This is a genomic window from Bradyrhizobium sp. 87, from assembly GCF_023073015.1.
GTDB lineage: Bacteria > Pseudomonadota > Alphaproteobacteria > Rhizobiales > Xanthobacteraceae > Bradyrhizobium > Bradyrhizobium canariense_D.
In genome coordinates, this window is the sequence record NZ_JADPIQ010000022.1 from 12467 (window position 1) to 37932 (window position 25466).

Below are 25466 nucleotides of genomic sequence, written 5' to 3' on the forward strand. Positions count from 1 at the left end.
GCAGATCGCGTTGCGATTTAAATCTGCGCAAGCGTTGTCCCGGCTTGATCACCGTAGCCCATCGAGAAGCACCTTTGCCACCTTTAGATCATGCGTCTCGAACCCTTCGGTGAAGCTGGCATAAATCGGCGCGAGAAAATTGAGCGCTTCCTCGCGTCTGCCCTGATGGATCCACAGAGCAGCTTGGTCCGTTGCGGCGCGGAGCTCAAGCGTCCTGGCGTGTTGACTTCTTCCCGTGCTCAATGCCCGGTCGAGCAGCGCCTGCGCCTCGGCTTCCACGGCCGGTCCACCGCGGGCGACCAGCACCCGTGCCTTTAGACGATACAGTTCGGCTTCTAGGATTCGTTCGCTGTTACGGTTAGCTGTAGCTAGGCCGTGCTCGATCAACTCCAGCGCGGCCTCGTAGTCGTGACTATTTAACAATGGCGGACACAACAACACGTCGAGCGCGGTGATGGCCAGCTGATAACCGGCGCTGCGATATCCGTCCAAGACGGCACCGATCTCCCCCAGTGCGCTGGGTGAAGGATCGAGCGAAGCCACGCATATGCCCCGAAGGGCGCGCGCCAGGCGCCATTGCCGGAATCCATGTTCCTCGGAAAGGGCGATGCAACGTTCGGCATGACCTTGCGCGACCAGGAACTCGCCGCGAAGCGCGTGAAGAATGCATGCGTAGTAACAGGCATACGCCTGGGAATGCGGATGACTTATAGCGTCTGCGCGCCGAATGGCAGCGTCCATTCGCACAATTGCCGTATCGGGCTGGCCGAGCAGCCAGAGCGCCCACGACATCAGCGCCAGGTCCGCCACGCCGGCATCCTGGCCGGCCGAACGCGCCGCCAGCCTGTCGTCCTCGCTGCTCGCCTCGAACGCTTCATAGGCGCGTCCAATCGCTTCATGGGCACCGGTAAGCTGTCCCATGAAGAGGCGGATCATTGCCTGCCCGCGCATCGCGTTGAGCAACGCCGGTAGATCGTCGCGCGCTTCGGCGAGCTGGAGCAGGGCCGCGATCGTTTCCTCGGCGACCGGCAACTCACCGCGCATTACGCTCGCAGTGGTCAACCAGAACATCACCTGGAGTTGCTCGGGAGGGTCTCCCAGGCGCTCGCACAGCTCGCGCGCGCGGGCAAAGGTTGCCATCGCCTTGTTCGAGGCTGGCCCTTGCGTAGCGATCAGGCAGGGCCCAAGGGCGAAGTGGAAGGCAAGTTCCAGCTTATCCTTTCCGGCGCCTTCTGGCAGATGGCCCGAGGCCTCGATACCCCGCTGCAAGTGTGCGATGGCTTCAAGGTTGGCCGAGCGCATGGCGGCCTTCTTGCCTGCCTGCAGCCAATATGCCTCCGCCTTTTGAAACAGGCCGGCCTCTGTCAGATGATGCGCAAGAGTTTCGGGTTGAGTCTCCACAAGGTCCGGGAACCGTTGCTCGAAGGCACCCGCGATCGCAGCATGCAGCGCTGCGCGTCGGCTCTTCAGGAGTCCCGAGTAGGCAGCGTCCCGCACAAGCGCGTGCTTGAAGGTATAGATTGCCTGCGGTATCTCGCCCCGGCAGAATATCAACTCCGAGCGAACCAACTGAGCAAGCGCCTCCTCAAGTCTCTCTTTTGACAACCCGGCTACGGTGCTCAGCAGTTCGTAGGAGAACTCGCGACCCACCACAGCGCCGATCTGAGCCACCTCCCTCACTGGAGCCAATCGATCGAGCCTTGCCATCAGCGATGCGTGCAAACTCGTTGGAATCGCCATCGGGGGGAGAGGACGGTTGAGGACGTAGTGATCGTCCTGTTCATTTAATAGCCCGGTTTCGAGCACCGTCTTGGTCAGTTCCTCCACGAATAGGGGCACGCCATCGGTGCGGGCGAGGATCTGGTCCATTACCTCTTCCGGGAGCGTCTTGCCAGCGGTGACGCGCTCGATTAACGCCGCCCCGTTGCGTCGGTTCAGCCGCGTGAGCGAGATCGTCGTCACATGCGCATGACCTGGCCACGGCGGAGTGAACTCTGGCCTCGCCGTGATGAGCAGCAGCCCCCGAAGCCGGGGTAGGTGTTCCAAGGTCATCGTGAGCAGCTCCAGCGACGTCGGATCTGCCCAATGGACATCCTCTACAATGACGAACACCGGCTGTCTTGCGGCCAAGCCAGTTAGCTGGGACAAAAACGCCGCTAACGTTAGCTCCTTGCGCTTCTGCGGGCTCAGCTCTGGCATACGGTAGCGGTTACTCGGTGGAAGGGACAGAAGGTTGGCCAGAGGTAGCAACACGCGGTCGGCATCAGCCCGCACGAGCAGAGCCTCGAGCTTAGCGAACTTCTCTGCGGGCGGGTCGCCCCGCTCGAACCGGGCAGCGCGTTCGAGCTGGCGGGTGAAAGGATACAGCGCACTGTTGGTGTGGTGCGCCGAGCAGAACTGGCGCACCGTTATATGCGGTTCGCCTTGGAGCCGCTCCTCAAGCGCCAGCGCAATGTGCGACTTGCCGATACCGGGCTCTCCGGTGAGCATCACCGCGCAACCTTCGCTACGCCTGGCGTGCTGCCAGCGACGCAAGAGCATCTCGATTTCCTCGTCACGCCCGATTGGCGGCGCCAATCGAGATTTGTGCTGTGCCTCGAAGCGGCTTTCCACTTCGGTTGTTCCCAGTACCTGCCAGGCTGGCATTGGCTCGGCCCATCCTTTAAGCGCGACAGGGCCGAGATTGCGGAACTCGAAATGCCCATCAGTGAGCCGGTGCGTACTTTCGGAAATCAGCACGGTACCGGGATTGGCGAAGGTCTGCAGGCGCGCAGCCAAGTTTGGCGTCTCGCCAATGACCGTCTGCTCTTGAGCTGAACCTTCGCCGGTCAAATCGCCCACGACCACCATACCGGTAGCGATGCCAACGCGAACCTGCAGCTCGGTGGCGGGTTCTGTCCGGAGGCTAGCTACGGCATCGACCAGCGCCAGCCCGGCGCGTGTCGCTTGTTCGGCATCATCCTCGTGGGCCTGGGGATAACCGAAATAGGCGAGCACGCCATCTCCCATGTACCGCGCGATAACCCCTTCATTCCTGGCAACAACCTCCGCGATGCAGCGGTGATAGGTGCCCATTACGGCCCGCAGGTCCTCCAGATCAAGGCGGGCCGCAAGTGCCGACGAGCCGACCAAATCGCAAAACATGATTGTAAGCTGACGCCGGCCGGCGTGATCCGTCGAGGCCGGCTTAGCGCCCGCTTGAGGCGTTCGCAGGACCTCTCTCTGAAGTTCTACGATCGCGCGCAGCATCTTGCGGCGATGCCCAAGCAGGACGCCCAAATCCTTTAAATCCTGCTCCGTGAGATCGCGAACGACCGAGAGGTCGATGGCGTTTTCGCGGAATCGCTCGGCGTACTCGCCCAAACCGATCGATGCTAGCCACTCTGCAATACCTGCCATGGTATACCTATGGCTTATACGATGAGAATAGCACATTGGAGAGGCTTGCGAAGGCACATCTGTCGACCGAAGCGCCGGACGTCTTGCCCAATGTAACACAGTGGCCCAGGCGAAAAGTGAACGCCGCTGGGCGCGATGTCTGTTAGGGGTCAAAGTGCGAAGAACTCAACCTAAGCAAATCTGGTCCGCCATGCCTCATTAAGCGGACCTAGTCGAGATGTGCCGGTACTTCGCTAACGGGCCATAAGCGGGCAATCAATGCATGCCTCGTTAAGGGACCAGAAGCCCACATACCGAACAGCTCCCCCTCATCACCGAATCCCTTGGCACCTGGAGCTAAATGCGTAGACTGGGTCCGACCGAGCCAGGAGGGAGATTTGGCGATAGAGCGGCCAAATCGACGGCTGACGACGATCCTGGCGGCCGATGCAGTCGGCTAGCCCCCGCTGCAGCTTGCACGCTATCGGCTTCAGATCGACCTTGCGTTCGTTCAGCGACCTCGCACAGTTGATGTCGACTAGGGTGAAGAAGAAAACCTTCCTATCGGTCGCCCTAGTGGTGTTGTCGTAGCCAAAGTAAGGCTCCAGTTCCTCGCAGAGGAAATGGGCCCAGCATATCCGTGCCGAGCGACAGACCCTGAGCGGCGTAGGCGACGCCAAAAACTGCGAGACAGAGGGTGCGGCCTTGGACGAATGGAGGATGAACCGTGCGCGTCGTTCTGAAAGGAATTCATAAGGTCAAGAGACGGCTCGCAAATGGCGAGACGAAAGTACATTGCTACGCATGGCGTGGGGGCCCCGCCATCCATGCGCAGCCCGGTGCGCCAGACTTCGTTCGAGAGTATCACGATGCGCATGCGAGCCTTCGGCAGCCCCGCGCCGGCACCTTCATGACGATCGTTGCGCAGTACAAGGCCGCACCAGAGTTCACCGGACTAGCGGCATCGACCCGTCGTGCGTACCTCGCCTACATTAAGCTGATCGAAGATGAATTCGGCGACCTGCCGGTGGCAGCTCTGGCCGATCGTCGAGTGCGTGGTGAGTTCAAGGCCTGGCGCGACCTGTTCGCCGAGACACCACGTAAGGCGGACTACGCCTGGACCACGTTGGCGCGGATCATGTCGTTCGCAAAAGACCGCGGCATCATCGCGACCAACCCATGCGAGCGCGGGGGCCGCCTCTACGTAGCAGACCGCAGAGACAAGATTTGGACCGAGCAGGACATCGCAGCGGTTCTTGCGATCGCCTTTAGCGAGATCCAGCCCGCCTTAGTCCTGGCGTTGTGGAGTGGCCAGCGCCAAGGCGACTTGCTGCGACTGCCCTGGTCCGCCTACGAGAACCCCTACATTCGCCTGCGCCAGTCTAAAGGCGGGCGGCGCGTCGCGATGCCAGCCGGCGCGCCTTTGCGAACCCTTCTCGATATCACCGAGCGCCGAGGCCCCCTGATCCTGACCAACACGCTCGGTCGGCCATGGACGTCGGACGGCTTTCGCACGTCCTGGGGAAGGGCATGTGAGCGCGCCGGTATGGGTGAACTGACCTTTCACGACCTGCGCGGCACGGCAGTGGTGCGCCTCGCAATCGCAGGCGCCAGCGTGCCACAGATCGCAGCCGTCACAGGTCATTCGTTGAAAGACGTCGAGGCCATTCTCGATGCGCACTACCTCGGTCGCGACATTCAGCTCGCTGAAGCTGCGGTGGTGAAGCTCGAAGCGAGAACAAAACTGTAAACGGTGGTGTAAACGGCGCTGGTTTTGCCGTTTGCTCAGCCCGCAAAGTGTTTGAATTATATGGTGGGCGCACCAGGGCTCGAACCTGGGACCCGCTGATTAAGAGTCAGCTGCTCTACCAACTGAGCTATGCGCCCGAAAGGCGGTTAAAGCCTTGCGAGGCCGGTCGTTTAGCAAAGCGATCCGGGTCTGGCAAGCGATGGCACGTAAGTTTTCCAAGGGTATGCCAAGGGTACGCCAAGGGTACGCCAAGGGTACGCCAAGGGCGTGCCCACATCCCCCAAAAAAGCGAAAAGCCGCTGGATTCCAGCGGCTTCGCCAGGGTTGATCGCGGCAACCCTTGTAGGCTCAGAGCCGGCCCTCGCGGTCCCGGTCCGGGCCATCGTCGCGGTCGAAACGGTCGCGGTGGAAGTGGTCCATGCCGCGCTCCATCATGCGGTCCATGCCACGCTCCATGAAGTGGCGGCGCGGGCCGTCTTCGCCGCCGCCGAACGGGCCGCGGTGACGGGTCAGCACGGCGAGGCGCCGCTTCTGGCCCTCGTCGAGGGTCTTGTAGAGCGGATCGGCGGCATCGGCGATCTTCTTCAGGGCCGCCGACGTTGCCCCCATGTCCTCGGCGCGCTGACGCAGGCGGGCGACCGGATCCTCCGGCCTGACGGCGTCCTTGTTAGCGTCCTTGCCGGCATCGCCGGCTCCGGCATTCATCCGCGCATTGGCGCGGTCGATGCGCAGCTTGGCGAAGTCGCGCACGGCGGCCTCGACCGGCGGCCACAGCTTTTCCTGGTCGGCGTTGAGCTTCAGCCCGGCATGGACGGCAGCGATCCGCGCGTCGACCATGGCGGCGCGGTCTTCCGGGTTCATGCGGATGTGGCGCATGTGCTCGTGCATCCACGGGCGATGATACTGGGCATAGACCGCGCCCGAGCCGGCGATGCTGAGCACGGCGATGGCGGCGATGGTGAATTTCCTCATGCGAACTCTCCTCTGGAAGGATGTCGTGAGGATGAGCGCAGCGCGGCTTACGCGCAACTTACAACTTGGACAGGGAGCGAGTCCTTTCCAAGATGTAACGCTCCTGAATTTTAGTTCAGTCGCAATCGGAATCATTCGCAACAAAAGGGGCTTCCGCGCCAGGCACGGAAGCCCCTTTCAACCTCCGTTCAAATCAGTTCGTCGTGCTCTTCGCTTCCTTCTGGAACTCGTCGATCAGCGGCTGGCCGACGCGGCCTGCGGCGTCCTTGTAGACCGGCTCCATGGCCTTGCGCATCGCCTCGTCCTGCTCCGGCGTGAGCTTGATGATCTCGCTCTTGCCGCTCTTCCTGATCTCGGCGAGCGCGTCCTCGTTCTCCTTCTGCGACTGCGTATTGTTGAAGTCGGTCGCTTCCTTCATCGCCTTCGTCAGCTGGTCGCGGATGTCGGCCGGCAAATCGTCCCAGAACTTCTTGTTCACGATCACGACGTAGCCGATGTAGCCGTGGTTGCTCTCGGTGATGTACTTCTGCACCTCGTGCATCTTCTGGGTATAGATGTTCGACCAGGTGTTCTCCTGCCCGTCGACGACGCCGGTCTGCAGCGCCTGGTAGACTTCGCCGAACGCCATCACCTGCGGCAGCGAGCCGAGCGCCTTGAACTGGGCCTGGAGCACGCGCGAGGACTGGATGCGGAACTTGACGCCCTGATAGTCGGCCGGCGTCACCAGCTTCTTGTTGGCGCTCATCTGCTTGAAGCCGTTGTCCCAATAGGCGAGGCCGGTGATGCCCTTCGGTTCGAGCAGCTTGAGCAGCCTGGCACCGAGCGGACCTTCCGTCACCTTCCGCAGCGTCTTCAGATCAGGCAGGATGTAGGGGAGATCGAATACCTCGAACTCGCGGATGCCGAGCGGGCCGAACTTGGAATTGGACGGCGCCAGCATCTGCACGCTGCCGAGCTGGAGCGCCTCGAGTTCTTCCTTGTCCTTGTAAAGCGTCGAGTTCGGGTAGATCTCGACCTTGACCTTGCCGCCGGTGTACTTATCGGCGAGCTCCTTGAATTTCTCCGACGCCTTGCCCTTCGGCGTGTCGGTGGCCACCACGTGGCTGAACTTGATGATGATGGGCGACTGGGCCGATGCCGGCCCGGTCAAGCCAAGTGCCAGGACCGCGATGGACGCAGCGATCGCGAAGGTGCGCATAATCTCTCCCTGTTGTTATTTGGGCCACCGGGCGCGCGGGTGGCCTATGCCGTCAGCATCAATACAGGTCGACATCACCAGCTGCTATTGGTCGTTAGCAGGGCAGCCATTCATGGTGAACGCCGCAAGCACCGCCTCTCCCGCTTCCGGAAGAGGCGGTAGTAGCCACCTCAGCTCGCCGCCGCGGTCGTTACGGTGTCGCGCTGGCGTTTCATGACGATCTTGTTGAGCGCGCCGAGATAGGCCTTTGCTGAGGCCACCAGCGTATCCGGATCCGCCGCGCGCGCGGTCATCGCGCGTCCCTCGTGCGACAGCCGCACCGAGACTTCGGCCTGCGCGTCGGTGCCTTGGGTCACGGCGTGGACCTGGTACAGCTCGAGCTTGGCTTCGTGCGGCACCAGGCGCTTGATGCAGTTGAACACGGCATCGACCGGCCCGTTGCCTTCGGCCTCCTCGATCTTGATCTGGCCGTCGACATCGAGCTTCATCGTCGCGCGCTGCGGGCCATGGGTACCGGCGATCACGGTCAGCGAGGTCAGCTTGATGCGGTCGTGCGAAGCCGCCATCTCCTCGTCGACCAGCGCCTCGATGTCCTCGTCGTAGATGTCCTTCTTGCGGTCGGCCAGCGCCTTCATCCGCGTGAACGCATCTTCCAGCTGGTTCGGACCGAGCTTGTAGCCCATCTCCTCCAGCTTGTGCACGAAGGCGTGGCGGCCGGAATGCTTGCCCAGCACCAGCGAGGACTGCTTGAGGCCGACCATCTCGGGCCGCATGATCTCGTAAGTGGAAGCGTCCTTCAGCACGCCATCCTGATGGATGCCGCTCTCATGCGCGAACGCGTTGCGGCCGACGATGGCCTTGTTGTACTGCACCGGGAACGAGGTCGCCGCCGACACCACCTTCGAGGCGCGGGTCAGCTGCGTCGTGTCGATCTTATTCCAGAAAGGGAATTTGTCGTTGCGCACGTTGATCGCCATCACGATCTCTTCCAGCGCGGCGTTGCCGGCACGCTCGCCGATGCCGTTGATGGTGCACTCGACCTGGCGCGCGCCGCCAATGACGCCTGCCAGCGAGTTCGCCACCGCCATGCCGAGGTCGTTATGGCAGTGCACGGAGAACACCGCCTTGTCCGAGTTCGGCACGCGCTCGATCAGCGTCTTCATGAAGTGGGTGTATTCGTCGGGCGTGGTGTAACCGACGGTATCAGGAATGTTCACCGTGGTGGCGCCAGCCTTGATGACGGCTTCGACGATGCGGCACAGATAGTCCATCTCGCTGCGGGTGCCGTCTTCGGCCGACCATTCGACGTCGTCGATCTGGTTGCGGGCGCGCGCGACCATGGCCACCGAGGTCTCGAGCACCTGCTCCGGGGTCTTGTTCAGCTTCACCCGCATATGCAGCGGCGACGTCGCGATCACGGTGTGGACGCGGCCACGCTTGGCGAATTTCACCGCTTCTGCGCAGCGGTCGATGTCGGCCGGATGGGCACGCGACAGACCGGCGATGACGGCGTTCTTGGAGCGGCGGGCGATCTCGCTGACCGCCTGGAAGTCGCCTTCCGAGGTAATGGGGAAGCCGGCCTCGATGACGTCGACGCCCATATCGTCCAGCATCTCGGCGACCTCGAGCTTCTCCTCGAAGGTCATGGTGGCGCCGGGGCACTGCTCGCCGTCGCGCAGGGTGGTGTCGAAAATGATGACGCGGTCCTTATCGGACTTGTTCACGGGGGCCATTTGAATTTCCTTTTGAGCTTTTTGCGCCGTCAGTCTTCTGGGCGCTTGAGGTGTCCGGTGATCTCGACCAACCCCTGAGCGCCCAGGCGCATGGCGCCCAGCCGGCCCTCAGGGGCAAGTAAGAAGAAGCCCGCCAATCAGGAGGGTAGGCAGCAGCGCGGCCGGGATCGCGGCGGCGGCAAGAGCCACCTCCCCCGAAATCCCATCGATTTGGCCGCGAATCAGCATTACCGGACCCTTTGAGCCCTCAAATCCTCGGTCAAAACCGTTGACGGTTGGTTGCCGGGAGGCTCGATGCGTCGTTTCTAGACGAGAAATGGCAGCAACCGCAACGCCAAAAGATGGACAGAAGGGCTGACATGATCGCAGCGCCGGATGCGTGACCGGTGCCAATTGTTTGGCCGACCGAACGCCGGCAAGGCGGTCAAGCTATGCCGAGCGGCGAGCGCGAGCCCTGCTCTCCCAGCGGTTCAGCATCTGACCGAGCTCGCTGGTGGCAACCGGCGTAGCCGTGCCAGCGATCGCGATATCGTTGGTGTTGGCTGGTGCGTTGGCACTGAGCCAATCCGGCTCGCTGTACTCACGCCAGCGGCGCGCCTCGGCTCGTCTTTTTCGGGAGACGTAGTCGCGGGTGAAATAGCCGGCCGCAAATGCAATCCCGAGCAGCAAAACCAGTACGACGACAGCGACCACAGTAAACTCCGACTTACGCCCCGAATGACGTTCTGCCAGCATCGCGCAGGAGGTCAAGGCTTGACATTCCCCTGCTTGGCAATGTCCCGAAGACAGCTCCGGTAAACCCCGTCACGCCTGATGAATTTGTCGTTTCCATGTTCGACGTTGCAGCGCTTTGCCGCCCCGATCTCGCTGAGGATGCGTACCTCCCCCTCGCAACCGTCATCGGACCGGACTAACCTTGCCCTGCTCGGCCGGATCAACCGGCTAGCCGAACATGACCGGGAGGACGCGATGACACGCCAAAAGCAGCGTGACCAGGATGCTGCGCTTTCACGACGAACGCTCGTTCAGGGGTTTGCGCTCGGCGCCGCCACTTTTGCCGGCGCCGGCTCCGCGCTGGCCCAGACCGGACCAGCCGCACCGCCGACGACGATTACCACCCCGCCACGCGATTTCGGTCCCAACGGCGCGCCGACCACCTATTTCTGGGACCCCGATGTCGTCACAGTCGATCCGTCCTTCAACGATCTCGCGCAGCCCAACACTGCGATCAAGCGTCTCTATACGGGTTTGCTGTGGGCTGAAGGCCCGGCGTGGAGTGCACAGGGCCGCTATCTGCTATGGAGCGACATTCCCAACAACAGGCAGATGCGCTGGAGCGAAGACGACGGTCGCGTCAGCGTGTTCCGCTCGCCGTCCAACAATTCCAACGGCAACTCGTTCGATTTCCAGGGCCGTCAACTTTCCTGCGAACATTTGACCCGGCGGGTGACGCGTTATGAACATGACGGCACCGCGACCGTGCTTTGCGACAATTACAACGGCAAGAAGCTGAACTCGCCGAACGACGTCGTCGCGCATCCTGACGGCAGCTACTGGTTCACCGATCCGCCCTATGGCGGCCAGCTCTACGAAGGTGAGCCCGATGCCGTGGGCGGTCCGAGCAATTCCGGCGGCAAGCTCAATCCTCGGATTGGACAGCCGGCCGGCTTCGCACCGGGCAAGCGCGAGCTTCCGACCAATTGCTATCGCATCGACCCTAGCGGCCGTGTCGATCTCGTCGTCACCGAGGAGCAGGTGCCCGATCCCAACGGGCTGTGCTTCTCGCCGGACTTCAAGAAGCTCTACGTCGTCTCGACTGGCAAGGGACCCGGCGACACCGGCCCCGGCGGCAAGGGCGAAATATTCGTGTTCGACGTCGGCGCCGACAACAAGCTCACCAACCACAAGCGGTTCAGCGAGTGCGTGATTGACGGTGTGAAGTGCGGACCGGACGGCGTGCGCTGCGACGTCAACGGCAATGTCTGGGCCTCCAGCAATGCCGGCCGCGCCGTCGGCTACAGCGGCGTGACGACGTGGTCGCCGGAGGGCAAGCTGCTCGGCCGCATCCGGTTGCCCGAAGTGTGCGGCAACGTCTGCTTCGGCGGCCCCAAGCGCAATCGCCTGTTCATGGCGGCGAGCCAATCGCTCTATGCGGTGTACACGGCCACGCAAGGCGCCGGACCGGGCTGAGCCCGCGCGCAAGATCGCAAGCACGGGCGTCGGCGTGGATCGCCGGCGCCCGCGGTTCCCTGATCGCAATCAAATTACGCCGCGGGCAAATCTCCGCCATTAATCCAACGAAGATTGAATCGCGCGGCAAGGCCGCAGCGCGGTGCAAAGGCATGATGCTCTTCGTTCTCGCGCCCGACTTGAACCGGGAGTTGCGCGATGCGCCGTATGCCGAACGACACCATCATCGTCAGCGTGGGGAACCAGCAATTCGTGACGGAGTTCGGAGACCCGGGCCTTCCGAACGGAGGCCGCGGCGGCAGCGACAAGATGATCGCGACCGTCGACGGTGGCAACGCGGTCCTGATATTCGTTGGCGACGACCAGACCCTCCAAGGACATTCTCACGGAGGAGGCGACCATCTCGCCGCGACCGTCACAGGCTTCGGGGACTACGTGTTCCTGGACGGCGATGCGCAGGCGATGTCCGGCGACGCCCATGGCGGCAACGATGTACTTCATGTCGATGCATCGACATCGATCTACGCGTCTCTCGGCATTTTTGGCGATGCCGAAACCGCCATGTCAGCCGACACGGGGGGCGGCAATGACGTCGTCATTGCATCGATGGGAAACAGATCGTCCGGCACGTTCGGCGGAGATTCCGGCAGTTCCATGAGCGATCACGCGCGTGGCGGCAATGATATCCTCAGCGTGACCCAGGGCGGCAGTTACGGCGGCGCTTCAATCTCCGGCGATGCCCTCGTCTCCATGAGCGGCGATGCGCACGGCGGCAACGACATGCTCATCTACACCGTCGGTGCCCCAGCCCGATCCGGCGGCGCGTCTCTGGTCGGAGACGCCGGCTACATGAGCGACGATACCCGTGGCGGCAACGATATCCTGATCGCGACCGTCGACGGCAACCCGGACTCCACGTCCATCGTGCTCGTCGGAGACGCCTCGAACATGTCAGGCAATGCGCATGGCGGAGATGATATCCTCCTCGGCAGCAGCCGCGACGATTTCCTGTATGGCGACGCACAGACCTACGCTCCGTTCACAGCCGGCTCGATCACCGGCGGCAAGGACATGTTGAATGGCGGTGGCGGAAATGACCAGCTCTGGGGCGGACCGAACGACGACAGATTCGTCTTCGACAAAAATTCGGGCCTGGACGTGATCAACGATTTCGACCAGGGCAACAAGGCTGTCGGCAGCACGGCGCGAGAGCATGATTTGATCAATTTGCACGATTACGGCTTCGCAGACTGGGCGGCGCTGAAAAGCCTGATCAGCGATGACAGCACAGGAAACGCGGTGATCCACCTGACGGCGACCGATACGATTACGCTGGCGGGAATCCATACCGCGGATCTCCATGCGAAGGATTTCATTGTGTAAGGGAGCATTCATGCGCGTTGTGATCTGCGGCGGCGGCGTGATCGGCGCCTGCATCGCCTGGTTTCTCCGCCGCCGTGGCATCGAAATCGTCGTCGTGGAGCGGGCGGGCGTCGCGGCCGCGGCGTCAGGCAAGGCGGGCGGCTTCCTCGCGCGCGACTGGTGCGAGGGCTCGCCGCTCGATGCGCTGGCGCGACGGAGCTTTGCGATCCATGCGCAGCTGCCGGAACAGATCGCAGGCGATTGGGGCTATCGCCCGATGACCGCTTATAGCGGCTTCGTTGCCGCCGATGGCCACCCGCGCCGGGATGCACCGTCCGCGCTCGGCTGGCTCAGCAACGGCGTCATCATCGCCCAGCGCATCGGCACGATGGAGACCGCCGCGATCGTTCACCCCAAAAAATTCACCGCAGCCGTGATGAACGCGGCGCTCGCGGAAGGCGCCGAGTTTCGTCCCGGCCAGGTGACCGGCATCATGCGCGATGCGAACGGCACCACCGCGACGGGCGTCGAGGTCGACGGCGGCATCGTCGAGGCGGACGCCGTCGTGATCGCGATGGGACCATGGTCGCTGCTCGCGGCGCAATGGATGAGCCTGCCCGCCGTCTACGGCCAGCGCAGCCCGAGCATCGTGTACGACACCGGCACGGATGCGCCGGCCGATGCGCTGTTCCTGGAGTATGAAGAGAATGGCAGTGCCGTGTCGATCGAGGTCTTTCCTCGCGCCGACGGCAGCACGCATATCACCGCTCTCTCCGACATCGCGCCGCTTCCGCTCGATCCGGCGGCCGTGACGCCGGACAAGGACGCGATCGCGCGCCTGCAAACCATGTCCGAGCGGCTGTCGCCGCTGTTCCGCTCCGAGAGGATCATTGCGCAACAAGCCTGCTTCCGGCCGGTGACACAGGACGGCCTGCCGCTGATCGGCAAGGTGCCGCGAAGTGAAGGTCTGTATGTTGCGACGGGGCACAATGTATGGGGCATCCTGAATGCGCCCGCCACGGGCGAGGTCATGGCGCAACTGATCGCGGAGGGTGCGACGCGCAACGTCGACATCTCGCCATTCGATCCGGCCCGGCTCGCGCCGCTCGATCCATCGCTGCTGCAAGCGCGCTGAGCCGACGCGACGGCATCGCAATTCAGCGTTCCGGTTGCTGTGCGCCCGCGATAGCTGCGCATGCCTACCGACGAAATCTGCATGCCTCCGCGTGAAACGGGTCCGACAGCTTTCCTGCCCGCTATTGCCCAGCGCTAGACTTTAGTTCGTGCCTCACAATCCTGAACGCGGTTTCACTTGCCGAGAATGTCTCCGCCGGTATAGTCGCGGCATAATGGCTCATAAGAGGCCTGTTAAGGGAGAGAACAAGATGAAGAAACCGCTCTCTGTTGCGTTGCGAATAGCACTCGGTACCGCCGCGGCCGCTGTGTTGATGACGTCAGGCGCGGCGCTTGCGGCCGACCCGATCAGGATCGGCGTGATCGCGGAAGCGCAGGCGATTGCCGGCGCCTCCATCCCCCAGGCGGCACAGCTCGCCGCCGACGAGATAAACGCCAATGGCGGCGTCGACGGCCGCAAGATCGAGATCGTCTCTTACGACAATCATTCCTCCTCGGCAGATTCAGTGCGCGCCTTCCAGCGCGCGGTGAACGAGGACAAGGTCAATGCGGTCATCGCCAGCTACATCAGCGAAGTCGTGCTGGCACTGGAGCCCTGGGCCTCGCGGCTGAAGACGCCGTTCGTCACGCCCGGTGCCGCCTCCAACGAGATCAGCAAGAGCGTCCATGCCGACTACGAGAAGAACAAGTACACCTTCCACGGCTATCTGACCTCCGCCGCGCTGGCGCTTTCCGTCTGCGACGGCGCCAAGGACCTGCTCGTCGACAAGATGCACATGAAGACCGCGGTCATCATGAGCGAGGACGCCGCCTGGACCAAGCCGCTCGACATCGGCTACGAGGAATGCCTGCCCAAGATCGGGCTGAAGGTGCTCGACCACATCCGCTTCTCGCCCGATACCACCGACTTCACGCCGATCTTCAACAAGATCGAAGGCTCCAAGCCCGACGTGATCATCACCGGGATCTCCCATGTCGGCGTGCAGCCGACGGTGCAGTGGAAGAACCAGCAGGTGCCGATCCCGATGTTCGGCATCTCCTCGCAGGCCACCAACGAGACCTTCGGCAAGGACACCAATCAGGCGGCCGAGGGCGTACTCTACCAGGGCGTCTCCGGCCCAGGCGTCGCGGTGACGCCGAAATCAGTGCCGTTCGCCGAAGCCTTCAAGAAGAAGTTCGGCAACTATCCCTCCTATGCCGGCTACACCGCCTATGACGAGGTCTACTACATCGCCGATGCGGTGAAGCGCGCGGGCTCGACCGACGCCGACAAGCTGGTCGCCGCTCTGGAGACGACCGACTGGGAAGGCACGATCGGCCGTGTCCAGTTCTACGGCAAGGACGATCCGTTCACGCACTCGATCAAATACGGCAAGGGCCTGATCACCGGGCTGATGCTGCAATGGCAGGACGGCAAGCAGAGCGCGGTCTGGCCCAAGGAAGTCGCCAAGGTCGACGTCAAGTTCCCGAGCTTCATCAAGCTCTCGAACTAGCAGGACACGCTCCCGGGACCAGCTCCCGGGAGCTTCCACATGCGGCCCCCGCAGCACGTTGCTCCAGCAACATCGTCTCTCATAAATCGGATTGCCAACCCTAGATGCGTGCTTTCCAGATTCTGATCGATGGCTTTGCCATCAGCGCTCTCTATGCTCTCGGTGCCACCGGCTTCACGCTGATCTTCGGCGTCTCCGGCGTCCTCAACCTCTCCCACGGGGCCATCATGGTGGCGGCAGCGGTGGCGGCCTGGGCTGCCGCCAGCATCCTGAATGTCGGCACCTATGCCGGCGCACTGATCGGCGTCGGTGTCGCCCTCCTTACATCCTTTGCGACCTATTTCGCGGTGGTGAAGCCGATCCAGGATTCCCGGCGCATCCCGAATGAAGAGAAGGAGATCTTCGTCCTCACCGGCACGCTGCTATGGGGGATCATGATCCAGGAGGTGATCGCTTATTTGTTCACCAACAACGCCAAGACCGTGCTGCCGATCGTCGAGGGCGTGGTCGAGATTCTCGGCGTCCGCACGCCCAGGAACGAGATCTTTACCGCGATCGTGTGCTGCTTCGTCATCGCTCTGTTGTGGCTCCTGGTGAACCGCACCCGCACCGGTAAGGCGGTGCTGGCGGCCTCGATGAACCCACGCGGCGTCACCCTGCTCGGCCTCGAGCTCACCAACATCTACGTCGTGGTGTGGGCGATCTACGGCATCCTCGCCGGCATCGCCGGCGTGCTGCTCGGAATGTTTCTCGGCGTCAGCTCCTACAGCGTCGGACCGCTGACCGCGAGCGCGTTCTCGATAGTCGTGCTCGGCGGCCTCGGCAGCGTCTCCGGCTCGCTGATCGCAGCCTTCGTGGTCGGCTATCTCGAAACGCTCACGGCCTATCTGGTCTCGCCGGCCTACCGCACCATTCCGGCGCTGCTGCTGCTCGTGTTCGTGATGTACATCCGGCCCCAGGGCCTTCTGGGGAGGCGCTGAGATGGCCAGCTTCTTTACGACACGCCTGTTCTTCATCTCATTCGCGCTCGTCGTCATCGCGGCGACGCTGCCGCTCTACGTCTCCGGCTACGTGCTCGGGCTTCTCACCGTCGCCTTCTATTTCGGCGTGTTCGCAATGGCGTGGGACCTGCTGTTCGGCTTCGCCGGCGAGGTCAATTTCGGGCCGACCTTCCTGATCGGCGTCGGCGCCTACACCGCCGGCATCCTGAATGCCCAGTTCGGCTGGTCGGTTTACGCTTGCATCGTGCTCGGCGCGCTCGCCTCCGTCATCGCCGGCCTCGTGCTGGCGTTGCCGGCGCTTCGGGTGCGCGGACCGTATTTCGGCCTGACCACGCTGGTCGCGGTGCTGATGCTGCAGAATTTCATCGTGGTGTTTGCCGACCTCACCGGTGGCGAGATCGGGCTGACCATTCCCGACGTCATCTCCATCAACGCCGGCGTCAATTACTGGATCGCGCTCGGCTTCATGACGATCTCGGCGGCCATTCTCTATGGCCTGTCGCAATCGCCTGTTGGCCTGGTGCTGCAAGCCAGCGGCCAGGACCCGGTCCAGGCCGGCGCGCTCGGCTTCAACATCGTCAAGCACAAGCTCGCCGCCTTCATCGTCAGTGCGTTCTTCTCGGGGTTATCAGGCGCGCTGCTGGTGTTCTACTTCGGCACCGCCTCGGTCGGCACCGTCGTCGACGTCGCGGTCGGCGTCAACGTGATCGTCTCAGCCGTGCTCGGCGGCCGGCGCACCGTGCTTGGCGCGGCACTCGGCGCGATCTTCCTGATCGTCGCCGGCGAGTTCCTCAGGCCCACCGGCGAGCTTGCGACCTTCATCGTCTCGGCCGTCGCGCTGCTCGTCGTGCTGTTTTTCCCCGGCGGCTTCCTCGGAGCGGCCCTCTCGCGTGAGGCGCGCTCGTGATGGATATGCGATCTTCAAACCGGGCCGTGCTCGAAGTCCGCGGCCTGACCAAGCGCTTCGGCGGATTGACGGCGGTGAAGAACCTGGGCTTCGAGGTCAATAGCGGCGAGATCTTTGGCCTGATCGGCCCGAACGGCTCGGGCAAATCGACCGCGATGAAGAGCGTCATGGGCATCGAGCGCCCGACATCAGGCGAAGTCGTATTCGAGGGCGAGAACGTCGCGGGCTTGCCGGCGCACAAGATCGCGCGCAAGGGCTTTGGCATGGTGTTCCAGCATTCGCGACCGCTGAACCGGCAGACTGTGCTGGAGAACATCATGGTCGCGCTGCTGCCGGACAGCCTGTTCATGCTGTTTCCGGACAAGGCGCTGCTCGAGCGCGCCAAATGGATCGCCGATCGCGTCGGGCTCGGCAACGTGATGAACCGCCGCCCGCCGACGCTGCCCTTCGCCGACCTGCGCCGGCTCGAGCTGGCCAAGGCTATCGCGCGCGATCCCAAGGTCGTGCTGGTGGACGAGCCCTTTGCCGGGCTGACGCGGGCCGAGGTCGAAATGTTTTCCGACCTGATCCGCAGTTTCCGCGACGAGGGCCGCGCGGTGATGCTGGTCGACCACAACGTCAAGAGCGTCGCGGCGTTGGTCGACCGCGTGCTCGCGATGTATCTCGGCGAGGAGATCGTCACCGGCAAGGCCGAGGACGTCATGAAGAACGAGACGGTGCGGCGGGTCTATCTCGGCGGCGCCATCGAGACCCATGCGCGGCCCGAGACCAGCTTCAAGGACAAGGTGCCGCTGCTCCAGGTCGAGAATGTCAGCGTGTTCTACGGCAAGGCGCAGGCGCTGGAGAACGTCTCGATCCACGTCCATGAGGGCGAGTTCGTCTCGATCGTCGGTCTCAACGGCGCCGGCAAGACCACATTGTTCAACACCATCTCGGGCTTCCTGCCTTATAGCGGCGAGATCGTGCGCAACGGCGAGAAGCTGCGCGGCACGACGCCGGCGAAGATCGCCCGCAGCGGCCTCGTGCAGTGCCCGGAATCGCGCGAGCTGTTCGGCGAGATGAGCGTGCGCGAAAACCTCGATCTCGGCGGGCAACATCTGGCCGACGACAAGCGCGCGGCACAGCTCGCCTGGCTGTTCGAGCTATTCCCGATCCTGAAAGAGCGTCAGGGCCAGATGGCGCAAACGCTCTCCGGCGGCGAGCAGCAGATGCTCGCGATCGGCCGCGCGCTGATGATGCAGCCGCAGATCCTGATCCTGGATGAACCGACGCTGGGTCTCGCCCCCGTCATCCTCGAACTCCTGTCCAAGGCCCTAACGAGGCTGCGGCAGACGACGTCGATTACGGTGCTGCTCGGCGAGCAGAACGTGACCTTCGCGCTTCCGCATGCCGACCGCGTCTATGTGCTCGAGCATGCGAGGATCGTCTGGGAGGGCGATCCGGGCCGCTTCGCCGCGGAGGCTGGCGCCGATTTTCTCTAGTTCGCCCATACCAACAACAAAACAAGCAAAAGGAAACGACCATGCGACCATCGAAGAGTTTGAGCGGCAGCTTCCTCCTCGCCTCCGCGCTGGCGCTGTGCCTTGCTGCTCCCGCCTATGCGCAGTCGAACGATCCTATCAAGATCGGCGTCATCGCCGAGGTGCAGTCGATCGCTGGTGCCGCGACGCCCGGCGGCGCGCAGATCGCCGCCGACGAGATCAACGCCAAGGGTGGCATTCTCGGCCGCAAGATCGAGATCGTGACCTACGACAACAAGAGCTCCTCGGCGGACTCGGTGCGCGCGTTCCAGCGCGCGGTGAGCGAGGACAAAGTCTCCGCCGTGATCGCGAGCTATATCAGCGAGGTCGTGCTGGCGCTCGAGCCCTGGGCAGCGCGGCTGAAGATGCCGCTGATCACCCCCGGCGCGGCCTCGAACGAGATCACCAAGGCGATCCATAACGACTACGAAAAGAACAAATACACCTTCCACGGCTATCTGACCTCGGCCGCACAAGCGCAGCTCGTCTGCGACGCCGCCAAGGATCTGCTGGTCGAGAAGCTCAAGTTCAAGACGGCCGCGATCATGAGCGAGGACGCCGCCTGGACCAAGCCGCTCGACGTCGGCTACGAAGCCTGTCTTCCGAAAGCAGGCCTCAAGGTCGTCGAGCACGTGCGGTTCTCGCCCGATACCACCGACTTCACGCCGATCTTCAACAATATCGAGGCCAAGAAGCCGGACGTGATCGTCACCGGCATCTCGCATGTCGGCGTGCAGCCGACGGTGCAGTGGAAGAACCAGCAGGTGCCGGTCCCGATGTTCGGCATCAGCGCGCAGGCGCTGAGCCCGACCTTCTGGAAGGACACCAATGGCGCCGCCGACGGCGTGCCGTCGCTGGCGGTCGCAACGCCCGACGTCGCCGTGACCTCCAAGACGAAGCCGTTCGCGGCCGCCTTCAAGGCCAAGTTCGGCTCGCCGCCGGCCTACACCGGCTACACCGCCTATGACGAAGTCTACTTCATCACGGAGGCGATCAAGCGCGCCGGCTCGACCGATCCGGACAAGATGGTCGCTGAGCTCGAAAAGACCGACTACGAGGGCACGATCGGCCGCATCCAGTTCTACGGCAAGGACGACGAGTTCACCCACGGCATCAAGTCCGGTCCCACGACCGTATCCGGTCTGGTCTTCCAGTGGCAGGACTCCAAGCAGGTCGTGGTCTGGCCCGAGAAGATCGCGGAGGGCAAGCTGAAGTTTCCGAGCTTCGTGAAGCTGTCGCAGTAACACGCCACGCTGGGGCACCAGGGCCCCGTCCCGAGCGCCCCATCGCCCTTGCATGGCCCGTCGCTTCAATCGCGGCGGGCCTTCGCTTTGTGCAGAACGCAACCGATGCGCTGGCATCTGTGGACCCATCCTGCGATCCTGCCGTTATCTCCCATGCGTGGGCCGGAGCAGCGAGATGGACGACCGATCAAGACACCCCGATGACCTGATGCAGGATGACGGCTTCGTTCGCGTGCGGGGCGCGCGTGAGCACAATCTCAGGAACGTCGACGTCAGTATTCCGCGCAACGCCCTCGTCGTGTTCACCGGCGTGTCGGGCTCCGGAAAATCCTCGCTCGCCTTCGGAACGGTCTACGCCGAGGCGCAACGGCGATATCTGGAATCGGTGTCGCCTTACGCGCGGCGCCTCTTCCACCAGATGCAGATCCCTGAGGTGGACGACATCGAAGGCCTGCCGCCCGCCGTAGCGCTCCAGCAGCAGCGCGGCGCGCCGACGACGAGGTCGTCCGTGGGCAGCGTGACGACCATCTCGAACCTGCTCAGGATGCTCTATTCCCGTGCCGGCGAATACCCGCGCGGACAAAGGATGCTCTATGCGGAATCGTTCTCGCCGAACACGCCGGAAGGAGCCTGCCCGACCTGTCACGGTATCGGCAGGATGCTCGACGTCACCGAGAAGTCCATGGTGCCCGACGACACCCTCACCATTCGCGAGCGCGCCGTCGCGGCGTGGCCGAGTGCCTGGCAGGGGCAGAACCTCCGGGACATCCTGACCACGCTGGGCTACGACGTGGACAAGCCCTGGCGTGAGCTGCCCAGGAAGGACCGCGACTGGATCCTGTTCACGGAGGAGCAGCCGACCGTTCCGGTCTATGCCGGTTACGACTTGGCCGAGGTCAAACGGGCCCTGCGCCGCAAGGAGGAGCCGAGCTATCAGGGCACGTTCACCGGCGCCAAGCGCTACGTGATGCAGACCTTTGCCAAGTCCGAGAGTGCGATGATGAAGCGCCGCGTCGCGCAATTCATGATCACCCAGGACTGCCCGACCTGCCATGGCACGCGATTGAAGCCCGAGGCACTCAAGGTCAAATTCGCCGGACTTGATATCGCCGAGATGTCTCATCTGCCGCTCGAGAAGCTGCAGGAGGTGATGAACCCTTTCGCGGAGACTTCGACCGTCGGAGCATCGGAGAAAACCATCGTCGCCAGGCGCATCTGCGAGGATCTGTCGGCGCGGCTGGCCGTCCTGCTCGACCTCGGCCTCGGCTATCTCGCCTGCGAGCGCAGCACGCCAACGCTGTCGCCCGGCGAGTTGCAGCGGCTGCGGCTTGCGACCCAGGTTCGCTCCAACCTGTTCGGCGTCGTCTATGTGCTCGACGAACCGTCGGCAGGTCTGCATCCCGCCGACACCGAGGCGCTGCTGCGGGCGCTGGACCGGCTGAAACACGCGGGCAATTCGATCTTCGTGGTCGAGCACGAGATCGAGGTGATCAAGCATGCCGACTGGCTGGTGGATGTCGGGCCTGATGCCGGCGAAGGCGGCGGGAACATCCTCTATAGCGGACCGCCCTCAGGACTCGGGCAGGTCGCGCAATCGCGAACCGCCCATTATCTCGCGCATCCACGAAAGCCGCTGCCGATGGTCCGCCGCCAGCCGAAGGCGCATCTGAAAGTCCGGGGTGTGACCCGGAATAATCTCCGCGGCCTCGACGTCGATATCCCGCTCGGCGTTCTCGCCAGCGTGACCGGCGTGTCGGGCTCCGGCAAATCGAGCCTGATCAGCCAATTCCTCGTCGATGCCATGGCGGAGCATCTCGGCCATGCACGGGCTGCGGACGCGGACGACGATAGCCTGGCACCCACGGTCGAGACATTGGGCGGCGAGATCGTCGCCGGCCTCGACCAGGTCGATCGTCTCGTCGTGGTGGATCAGAGGCCGATCGGCCGCACGCCGCGATCCAACCTTGCAACCTATACCGGCCTGTTCGACCACGTCCGGAAGCTGTTCGCCGTGACGCCGCAGGCAAAGTCCCGCCGCTACGATGCCGGGCGCTTTTCCTTCAATGTCGCGAAGGGCCGATGCAGCACCTGCGAAGGCGAAGGATTTGTCTGCGTCGAGCTTCTGTTTCTTCCCAGCGTCTATGCGCCCTGCCCGACCTGCAAGGGCGCGCGCTACAATGACAAGACGCTGGAGGTGAAGATCCGCGGAAAATCCATCGCGGATGTGCTGGCGATGCGCGTCGACGAAGCCTTCGAATTCTTCCACGAAGATCCAACCCTCAACCGGTCCCTATCGGTCGTCCGCGAGGTCGGGCTCGGCTATATTCGTCTCGGTCAGTCCGCCACCGAATTGTCGGGCGGGGAAGCCCAGCGCATCAAGCTTGCGACCGAGCTCATGCGGCCGCAACGCGGTCACACGCTCTATGTCCTGGACGAGCCGACCACCGGTCTTCATCCCAGGGATGTCGAGCGGCTGATCGCCCAACTCGAGCGCATCGTGGACGCCGGCAACAGCGTGGTCGTGGTCGAGCACGACATGGATGTCGTCTCTCATAGCGACTGGATCATCGACCTCGGTCCCGGCGCCGGCGAGGAAGGCGGCCGTCGGGGACGCCGCGAGAGGTCGCCGCGGCCGGCGGGAAGACCGCTGGCTATCTTGCCCGTCGCTTGAAACAGTAACGGGCGCGCTCATCACCCATTTCGCAATTGCGTTCTGCGTCGCGGAGACCGGACCTCGACTTTCGCCATGTTGACTTTCCGCCGCCCCGCTCCCCATACTTCGAAAAAGAATAACAAGACCAAATCATAAGACGATCTTTGAGGGAGGATAGGATGCCCACTTCACGCAGGCAGCTGCTGAAGAGCTCGGCGGCTGCCGCCGCCGCACTCAGCCTCGATTGGACACGGGCCCAGGCGCAAGCCGAGAATTTGCGCATCGGCTTGATCTACGACCTCACCGGTCCGTTTGCCGCCGGCGGCTCGGTCGCCTCCTCGGTCGGCGCGCAGATCGCCATCGACCTCGTCAACGAAAAGGGCGGCATCGGCGGCAAGACCAAGATCGTGCCGGTCGCGGCGGACTCTCAGAGCAAGGCCGACGTCGCCATCAACGAGGCCGAGCGGCTGATCAGCCAGGAAAAGATCGACATCATCAACGGCGTCTATTCCAGCGCGCATGCGGTGCCGATGGCGGCGAAGGTCGAGCAGCAGAAGAAGATCCTCTGGATCACCACCGCGGTCTCGACCGCCGTGTTCAAGGACAAGAACCTGCAATATGTGTTTCGCGCGCAGATCCATTCCGATCAGTACGGCCAGGCCTTCGCGGGCTTCGTCGCCGAGCACGCGCAAGGCAAGCTCGGCATGGACCCGAAGGACGTCAAGGTCGCGCTGATCCACGAGGACGGCCCTTACGGCGTCGGCGTCGCGGCGGCCGACGAGGCCTATGCCAAGCAGGCGGGCATCCAGGTGGTGATGCGCGAAGGCTATTCGGCTTCCGCGCCCGATCTCTCGGTGCTCGTGACCAAGCTCAAGCGCGCCAAGGTCGATGTGATCTCGCACGCCGGCTACAACCCCGACATCACCCTGTTCCTGCGCCAGGCCCGCGAGAGCGGATTGCGCTTCAAGATGCTGTTCGGCGCGGGCGCCGGCTACAGCCAGCTCGACAAGCTGCGCGCGACCTTCGGCCCCGACATCGACAATTTCTGCAACATCGATCCGGTGCCGGCGCAACTGCTCGATGCCTCCAAGCTCGCGCCTGGAATCGGCGACCTGACCAAGACCATGGTCTCGCGCTACCAGGCCAAGACCAGCGCCACCGACGTGCCGCCGCATTGCTCGATGGGTTTCAACCAGACCTGGATCTTGCTCAACAACGTGCTGCCGGTCGCCAAGGAGAAGTACGGCAGCTTCGAGCCCGAGGCCATTCGCAAGGCCGCGCTCGACGTCGACATTCCAGCCGGCGGCACCATCCAGGGCTATGGCGTGAAATTCTTCCCGCCGGGCACGCCGATGTCCGGCCAGAACGAGCGCTCGACCCCGGTGGTGATGCAGAATGCCGGCGAACACATCTCGGTGGTGTGGCCGACGAACATCCGGACGCGGGACCCGGTGTTTCCGCTGCCGAAGGGCTCGACCTACGGGACGTGAGGCTACGCGCCGCGCCGACGGTGCACCCTTTCCCCTTGCTTGCGGGAGAGGGTGGCTCGCCGCGAAGCGGCGAGACGGGTGAGGGTTGCCTCCGCGAGCAAACCTCTCTCATTTTAAACCGCGGAGAGAACCCCTCATCCGGCGCTATAGCCGAAGCTACGCTTCGGCGTTCTTGAGAACGGCGGCCGAAGGCCGCCTATGCCACCTTCTCCCGCAAGGGGAGAAGGATTGGCACCGTGCCTGCGGCTAGCTCAGTGAGTTCATCACGCCCTACATCATCACCCTTCGTCCCTCCTCCGCCGCCCAGTATCCCGCGTAGTTCACCTTGATTGTCTCGTACGCCAGCGCGAGGTCCGACAGCGGCTGCCGTCCCGTCGCGGCGCATTCCATGAAGTCCTGGATCTCCTGGAGATAGCCGCGCGTCCACTCCTCTTCGAGGCAGACATATTGCCAGCCGGTTTTGCGGTCGACCTTCTCGGTGATGTAGACGGAGGCGAGTTTCTCCTCGGAGGTCTGGTAGCTCATCAGATGATCATTCGGCGTGATGTTGGCGAACAGCGAGCCGCCTGACGTGTAGGTCTCGATCAGATTGCGCACGCCGCCCATGATCATGTCGCCGGAGAACACGGTGGCCTTGGTGCCGTCCGAAAACGTCGCGGTCAGCGTGCCCCAATCCTCGACGTCGACAGGATTGGCCTTGATGTAGGTGCGCTCCTCCGGCTTGAGGATGGCCGTGACATTGCCGACATCGCCGCTGACGCTGGCGACGCGGATGGTTTCACCGCGCGCCTTGGCCTCGACCTGCTTGAGATACAGCACCGCCGAGAGCGGATGGCAGCCCATCCGGATCAGCGAGCCGCCCCCGGTCATCGCCCATTGCGCGGCATGGGCCGCATGCGATCCGGAATGGCTCTCCTCGCCCTTCATGAACAGGATTTTGTCCTTGGTCGCTCTCAGAATCTCCGCGGTCTTGGTCACGGCCGGCGCGTAGATCCAGTCCTCGGCATACATGAAGAGCTTTCCGGTGCGCTCGATCGCGGCACGCGTGGCGTCCATCTCTTCCAGCACGCGCTCATACATCAGCGCCTTCGGCACATGCCTGCCGATCGGCTGCCGGTCGCCGTCGCGGCCGAAATAGCCGGCGAACGGCTTTTCGCAGATCACATGCTTGCCGGCCTGCATGGCGGCGACGATCATCCCCGCATGAAGATTGGGCGGCGTGCAGATGTCGATGACATCGAGCTCGCGGTCTGCGATCAGCTCGGCGAAGCTGCGATAGACCCGTTGGATCTGGTGGCGGCCGGCGAATTCGACGACATGGTCGCCGCGCGCAGCGACCGCCGCGACCTCGACATCCACCCCGTAGACGCGCCGGAACGCATACATATGCAGCTCCGACACGAAGCCGCAGCCGACGAGTCCCACCCTGATCCTGGCCATA

Annotated in this window: 16 protein-coding genes, 1 tRNA gene and 1 pseudogene; 11 read left to right on the plus strand and 7 right to left on the minus strand. The window is 63.3% G+C overall.

Features of this window, described 5'->3' with window-relative positions; genetic code table 11:
* Positions 1 to 48: 48 nt before the first annotated feature.
* Positions 49 to 3399: an adenylate/guanylate cyclase domain-containing protein gene (locus tag IVB50_RS04600; protein WP_247294791.1), complete on the minus strand. Its 3351-nt coding sequence runs from the start codon at positions 3397 to 3399 to the stop codon at positions 49 to 51.
* A 706-nt stretch (positions 3400 to 4105) separates the two neighbouring features.
* Here IVB50_RS04600 and IVB50_RS04605 point away from each other — a divergent pair.
* Entirely contained in the window at positions 4106 to 5128 is a 1023-nt protein-coding gene (locus IVB50_RS04605) for a tyrosine-type recombinase/integrase (RefSeq protein ID WP_247294793.1), read from the plus strand.
* A 61-nt stretch (positions 5129 to 5189) separates the two neighbouring features.
* Here the strand turns inward: IVB50_RS04605 and IVB50_RS04610 are convergent.
* From IVB50_RS04610 to IVB50_RS04630, 5 genes are all read right to left on the minus strand, one after another.
* Positions 5190 to 5265 (minus strand) — tRNA-Lys (locus IVB50_RS04610).
* Between the two features lie 211 nt (positions 5266 to 5476).
* A complete protein-coding gene (locus IVB50_RS04615) occupies positions 5477 to 6100 on the minus strand; it encodes a Spy/CpxP family protein refolding chaperone (protein WP_018457502.1) in 624 nt (207 codons plus the stop codon).
* A gap of 193 nt (positions 6101 to 6293) precedes the next feature.
* Entirely contained in the window at positions 6294 to 7298 is a 1005-nt protein-coding gene (locus IVB50_RS04620; RefSeq protein WP_018457501.1) for a TRAP transporter substrate-binding protein, read from the minus strand.
* 170 nt (positions 7299 to 7468) lie between these two features.
* Positions 7469 to 9031 (minus strand): 2-isopropylmalate synthase, encoded by a 1563-nt coding sequence (locus IVB50_RS04625; RefSeq protein WP_018457500.1) that lies wholly within the window; start codon positions 9029 to 9031, stop codon positions 7469 to 7471.
* A 429-nt stretch (positions 9032 to 9460) separates the two neighbouring features.
* On the minus strand, positions 9461 to 9724 hold the full coding sequence (locus IVB50_RS04630; protein ID WP_018457498.1) for a hypothetical protein: 264 nt from the start codon (positions 9722 to 9724) through the stop codon (positions 9461 to 9463).
* A gap of 276 nt (positions 9725 to 10000) precedes the next feature.
* Between IVB50_RS04630 and IVB50_RS04635 the strand changes: the two genes are divergently transcribed.
* From IVB50_RS04635 to IVB50_RS04680, 10 genes and pseudogenes are all read left to right on the plus strand, one after another.
* A complete protein-coding gene (locus IVB50_RS04635; protein WP_018457497.1) occupies positions 10001 to 11221 on the plus strand; it encodes an SMP-30/gluconolactonase/LRE family protein in 1221 nt (406 codons plus the stop codon).
* Positions 11222 to 11419: 198 nt separating this feature from the next.
* Positions 11420 to 12604 (plus strand): hypothetical protein, encoded by a 1185-nt coding sequence (locus tag IVB50_RS04640; RefSeq protein ID WP_247294795.1) that lies wholly within the window; start codon positions 11420 to 11422, stop codon positions 12602 to 12604.
* Between the two features lie 10 nt (positions 12605 to 12614).
* Positions 12615 to 13718, plus strand: a complete 1104-nt coding sequence (locus tag IVB50_RS04645; protein ID WP_018457495.1) for an FAD-dependent oxidoreductase — start codon at positions 12615 to 12617, stop codon at positions 13716 to 13718.
* Positions 13719 to 13968: 250 nt separating this feature from the next.
* The gene (locus IVB50_RS04650) at positions 13969 to 15210 is read left to right on the plus strand and encodes an ABC transporter substrate-binding protein (RefSeq protein ID WP_026233384.1); all 1242 of its coding nucleotides are present in this window, start codon (positions 13969 to 13971) and stop codon (positions 15208 to 15210) included.
* 104 nt (positions 15211 to 15314) lie between these two features.
* Positions 15315 to 16190, plus strand: a complete 876-nt coding sequence (locus IVB50_RS04655; RefSeq protein WP_018457493.1) for a branched-chain amino acid ABC transporter permease — start codon at positions 15315 to 15317, stop codon at positions 16188 to 16190.
* A 1-nt stretch (position 16191) separates the two neighbouring features.
* Positions 16192 to 17118 (plus strand): branched-chain amino acid ABC transporter permease, encoded by a 927-nt coding sequence (locus IVB50_RS04660; protein WP_018457492.1) that lies wholly within the window; start codon positions 16192 to 16194, stop codon positions 17116 to 17118.
* Positions 17118 to 18599 (plus strand): ATP-binding cassette domain-containing protein, encoded by a 1482-nt coding sequence (locus IVB50_RS04665; protein ID WP_026233383.1) that lies wholly within the window; start codon positions 17118 to 17120, stop codon positions 18597 to 18599. Before IVB50_RS04660 ends, IVB50_RS04665 begins: the two co-directional genes overlap by 1 nt.
* 41 nt (positions 18600 to 18640) lie before the next feature.
* Complete coding sequence (locus IVB50_RS04670; RefSeq protein ID WP_026233382.1) at positions 18641 to 19882, plus strand: ABC transporter substrate-binding protein; 1242 nt, start codon at positions 18641 to 18643, stop codon at positions 19880 to 19882.
* Positions 19883 to 20057: 175 nt separating this feature from the next.
* A pseudogene (uvrA, locus tag IVB50_RS04675) lies at positions 20058 to 22561 on the plus strand (excinuclease ABC subunit UvrA).
* Positions 22562 to 22714: 153 nt separating this feature from the next.
* A complete protein-coding gene (locus IVB50_RS04680) occupies positions 22715 to 24025 on the plus strand; it encodes an ABC transporter substrate-binding protein (protein ID WP_018457488.1) in 1311 nt (436 codons plus the stop codon).
* Between the two features lie 270 nt (positions 24026 to 24295).
* Here the strand turns inward: IVB50_RS04680 and IVB50_RS04685 are convergent, their stop codons facing one another.
* The gene (locus IVB50_RS04685; protein ID WP_247294797.1) at positions 24296 to 25465 is read right to left on the minus strand and encodes a Gfo/Idh/MocA family oxidoreductase; all 1170 of its coding nucleotides are present in this window, start codon (positions 25463 to 25465) and stop codon (positions 24296 to 24298) included.
* Position 25466 lies beyond the last annotated feature (1 nt).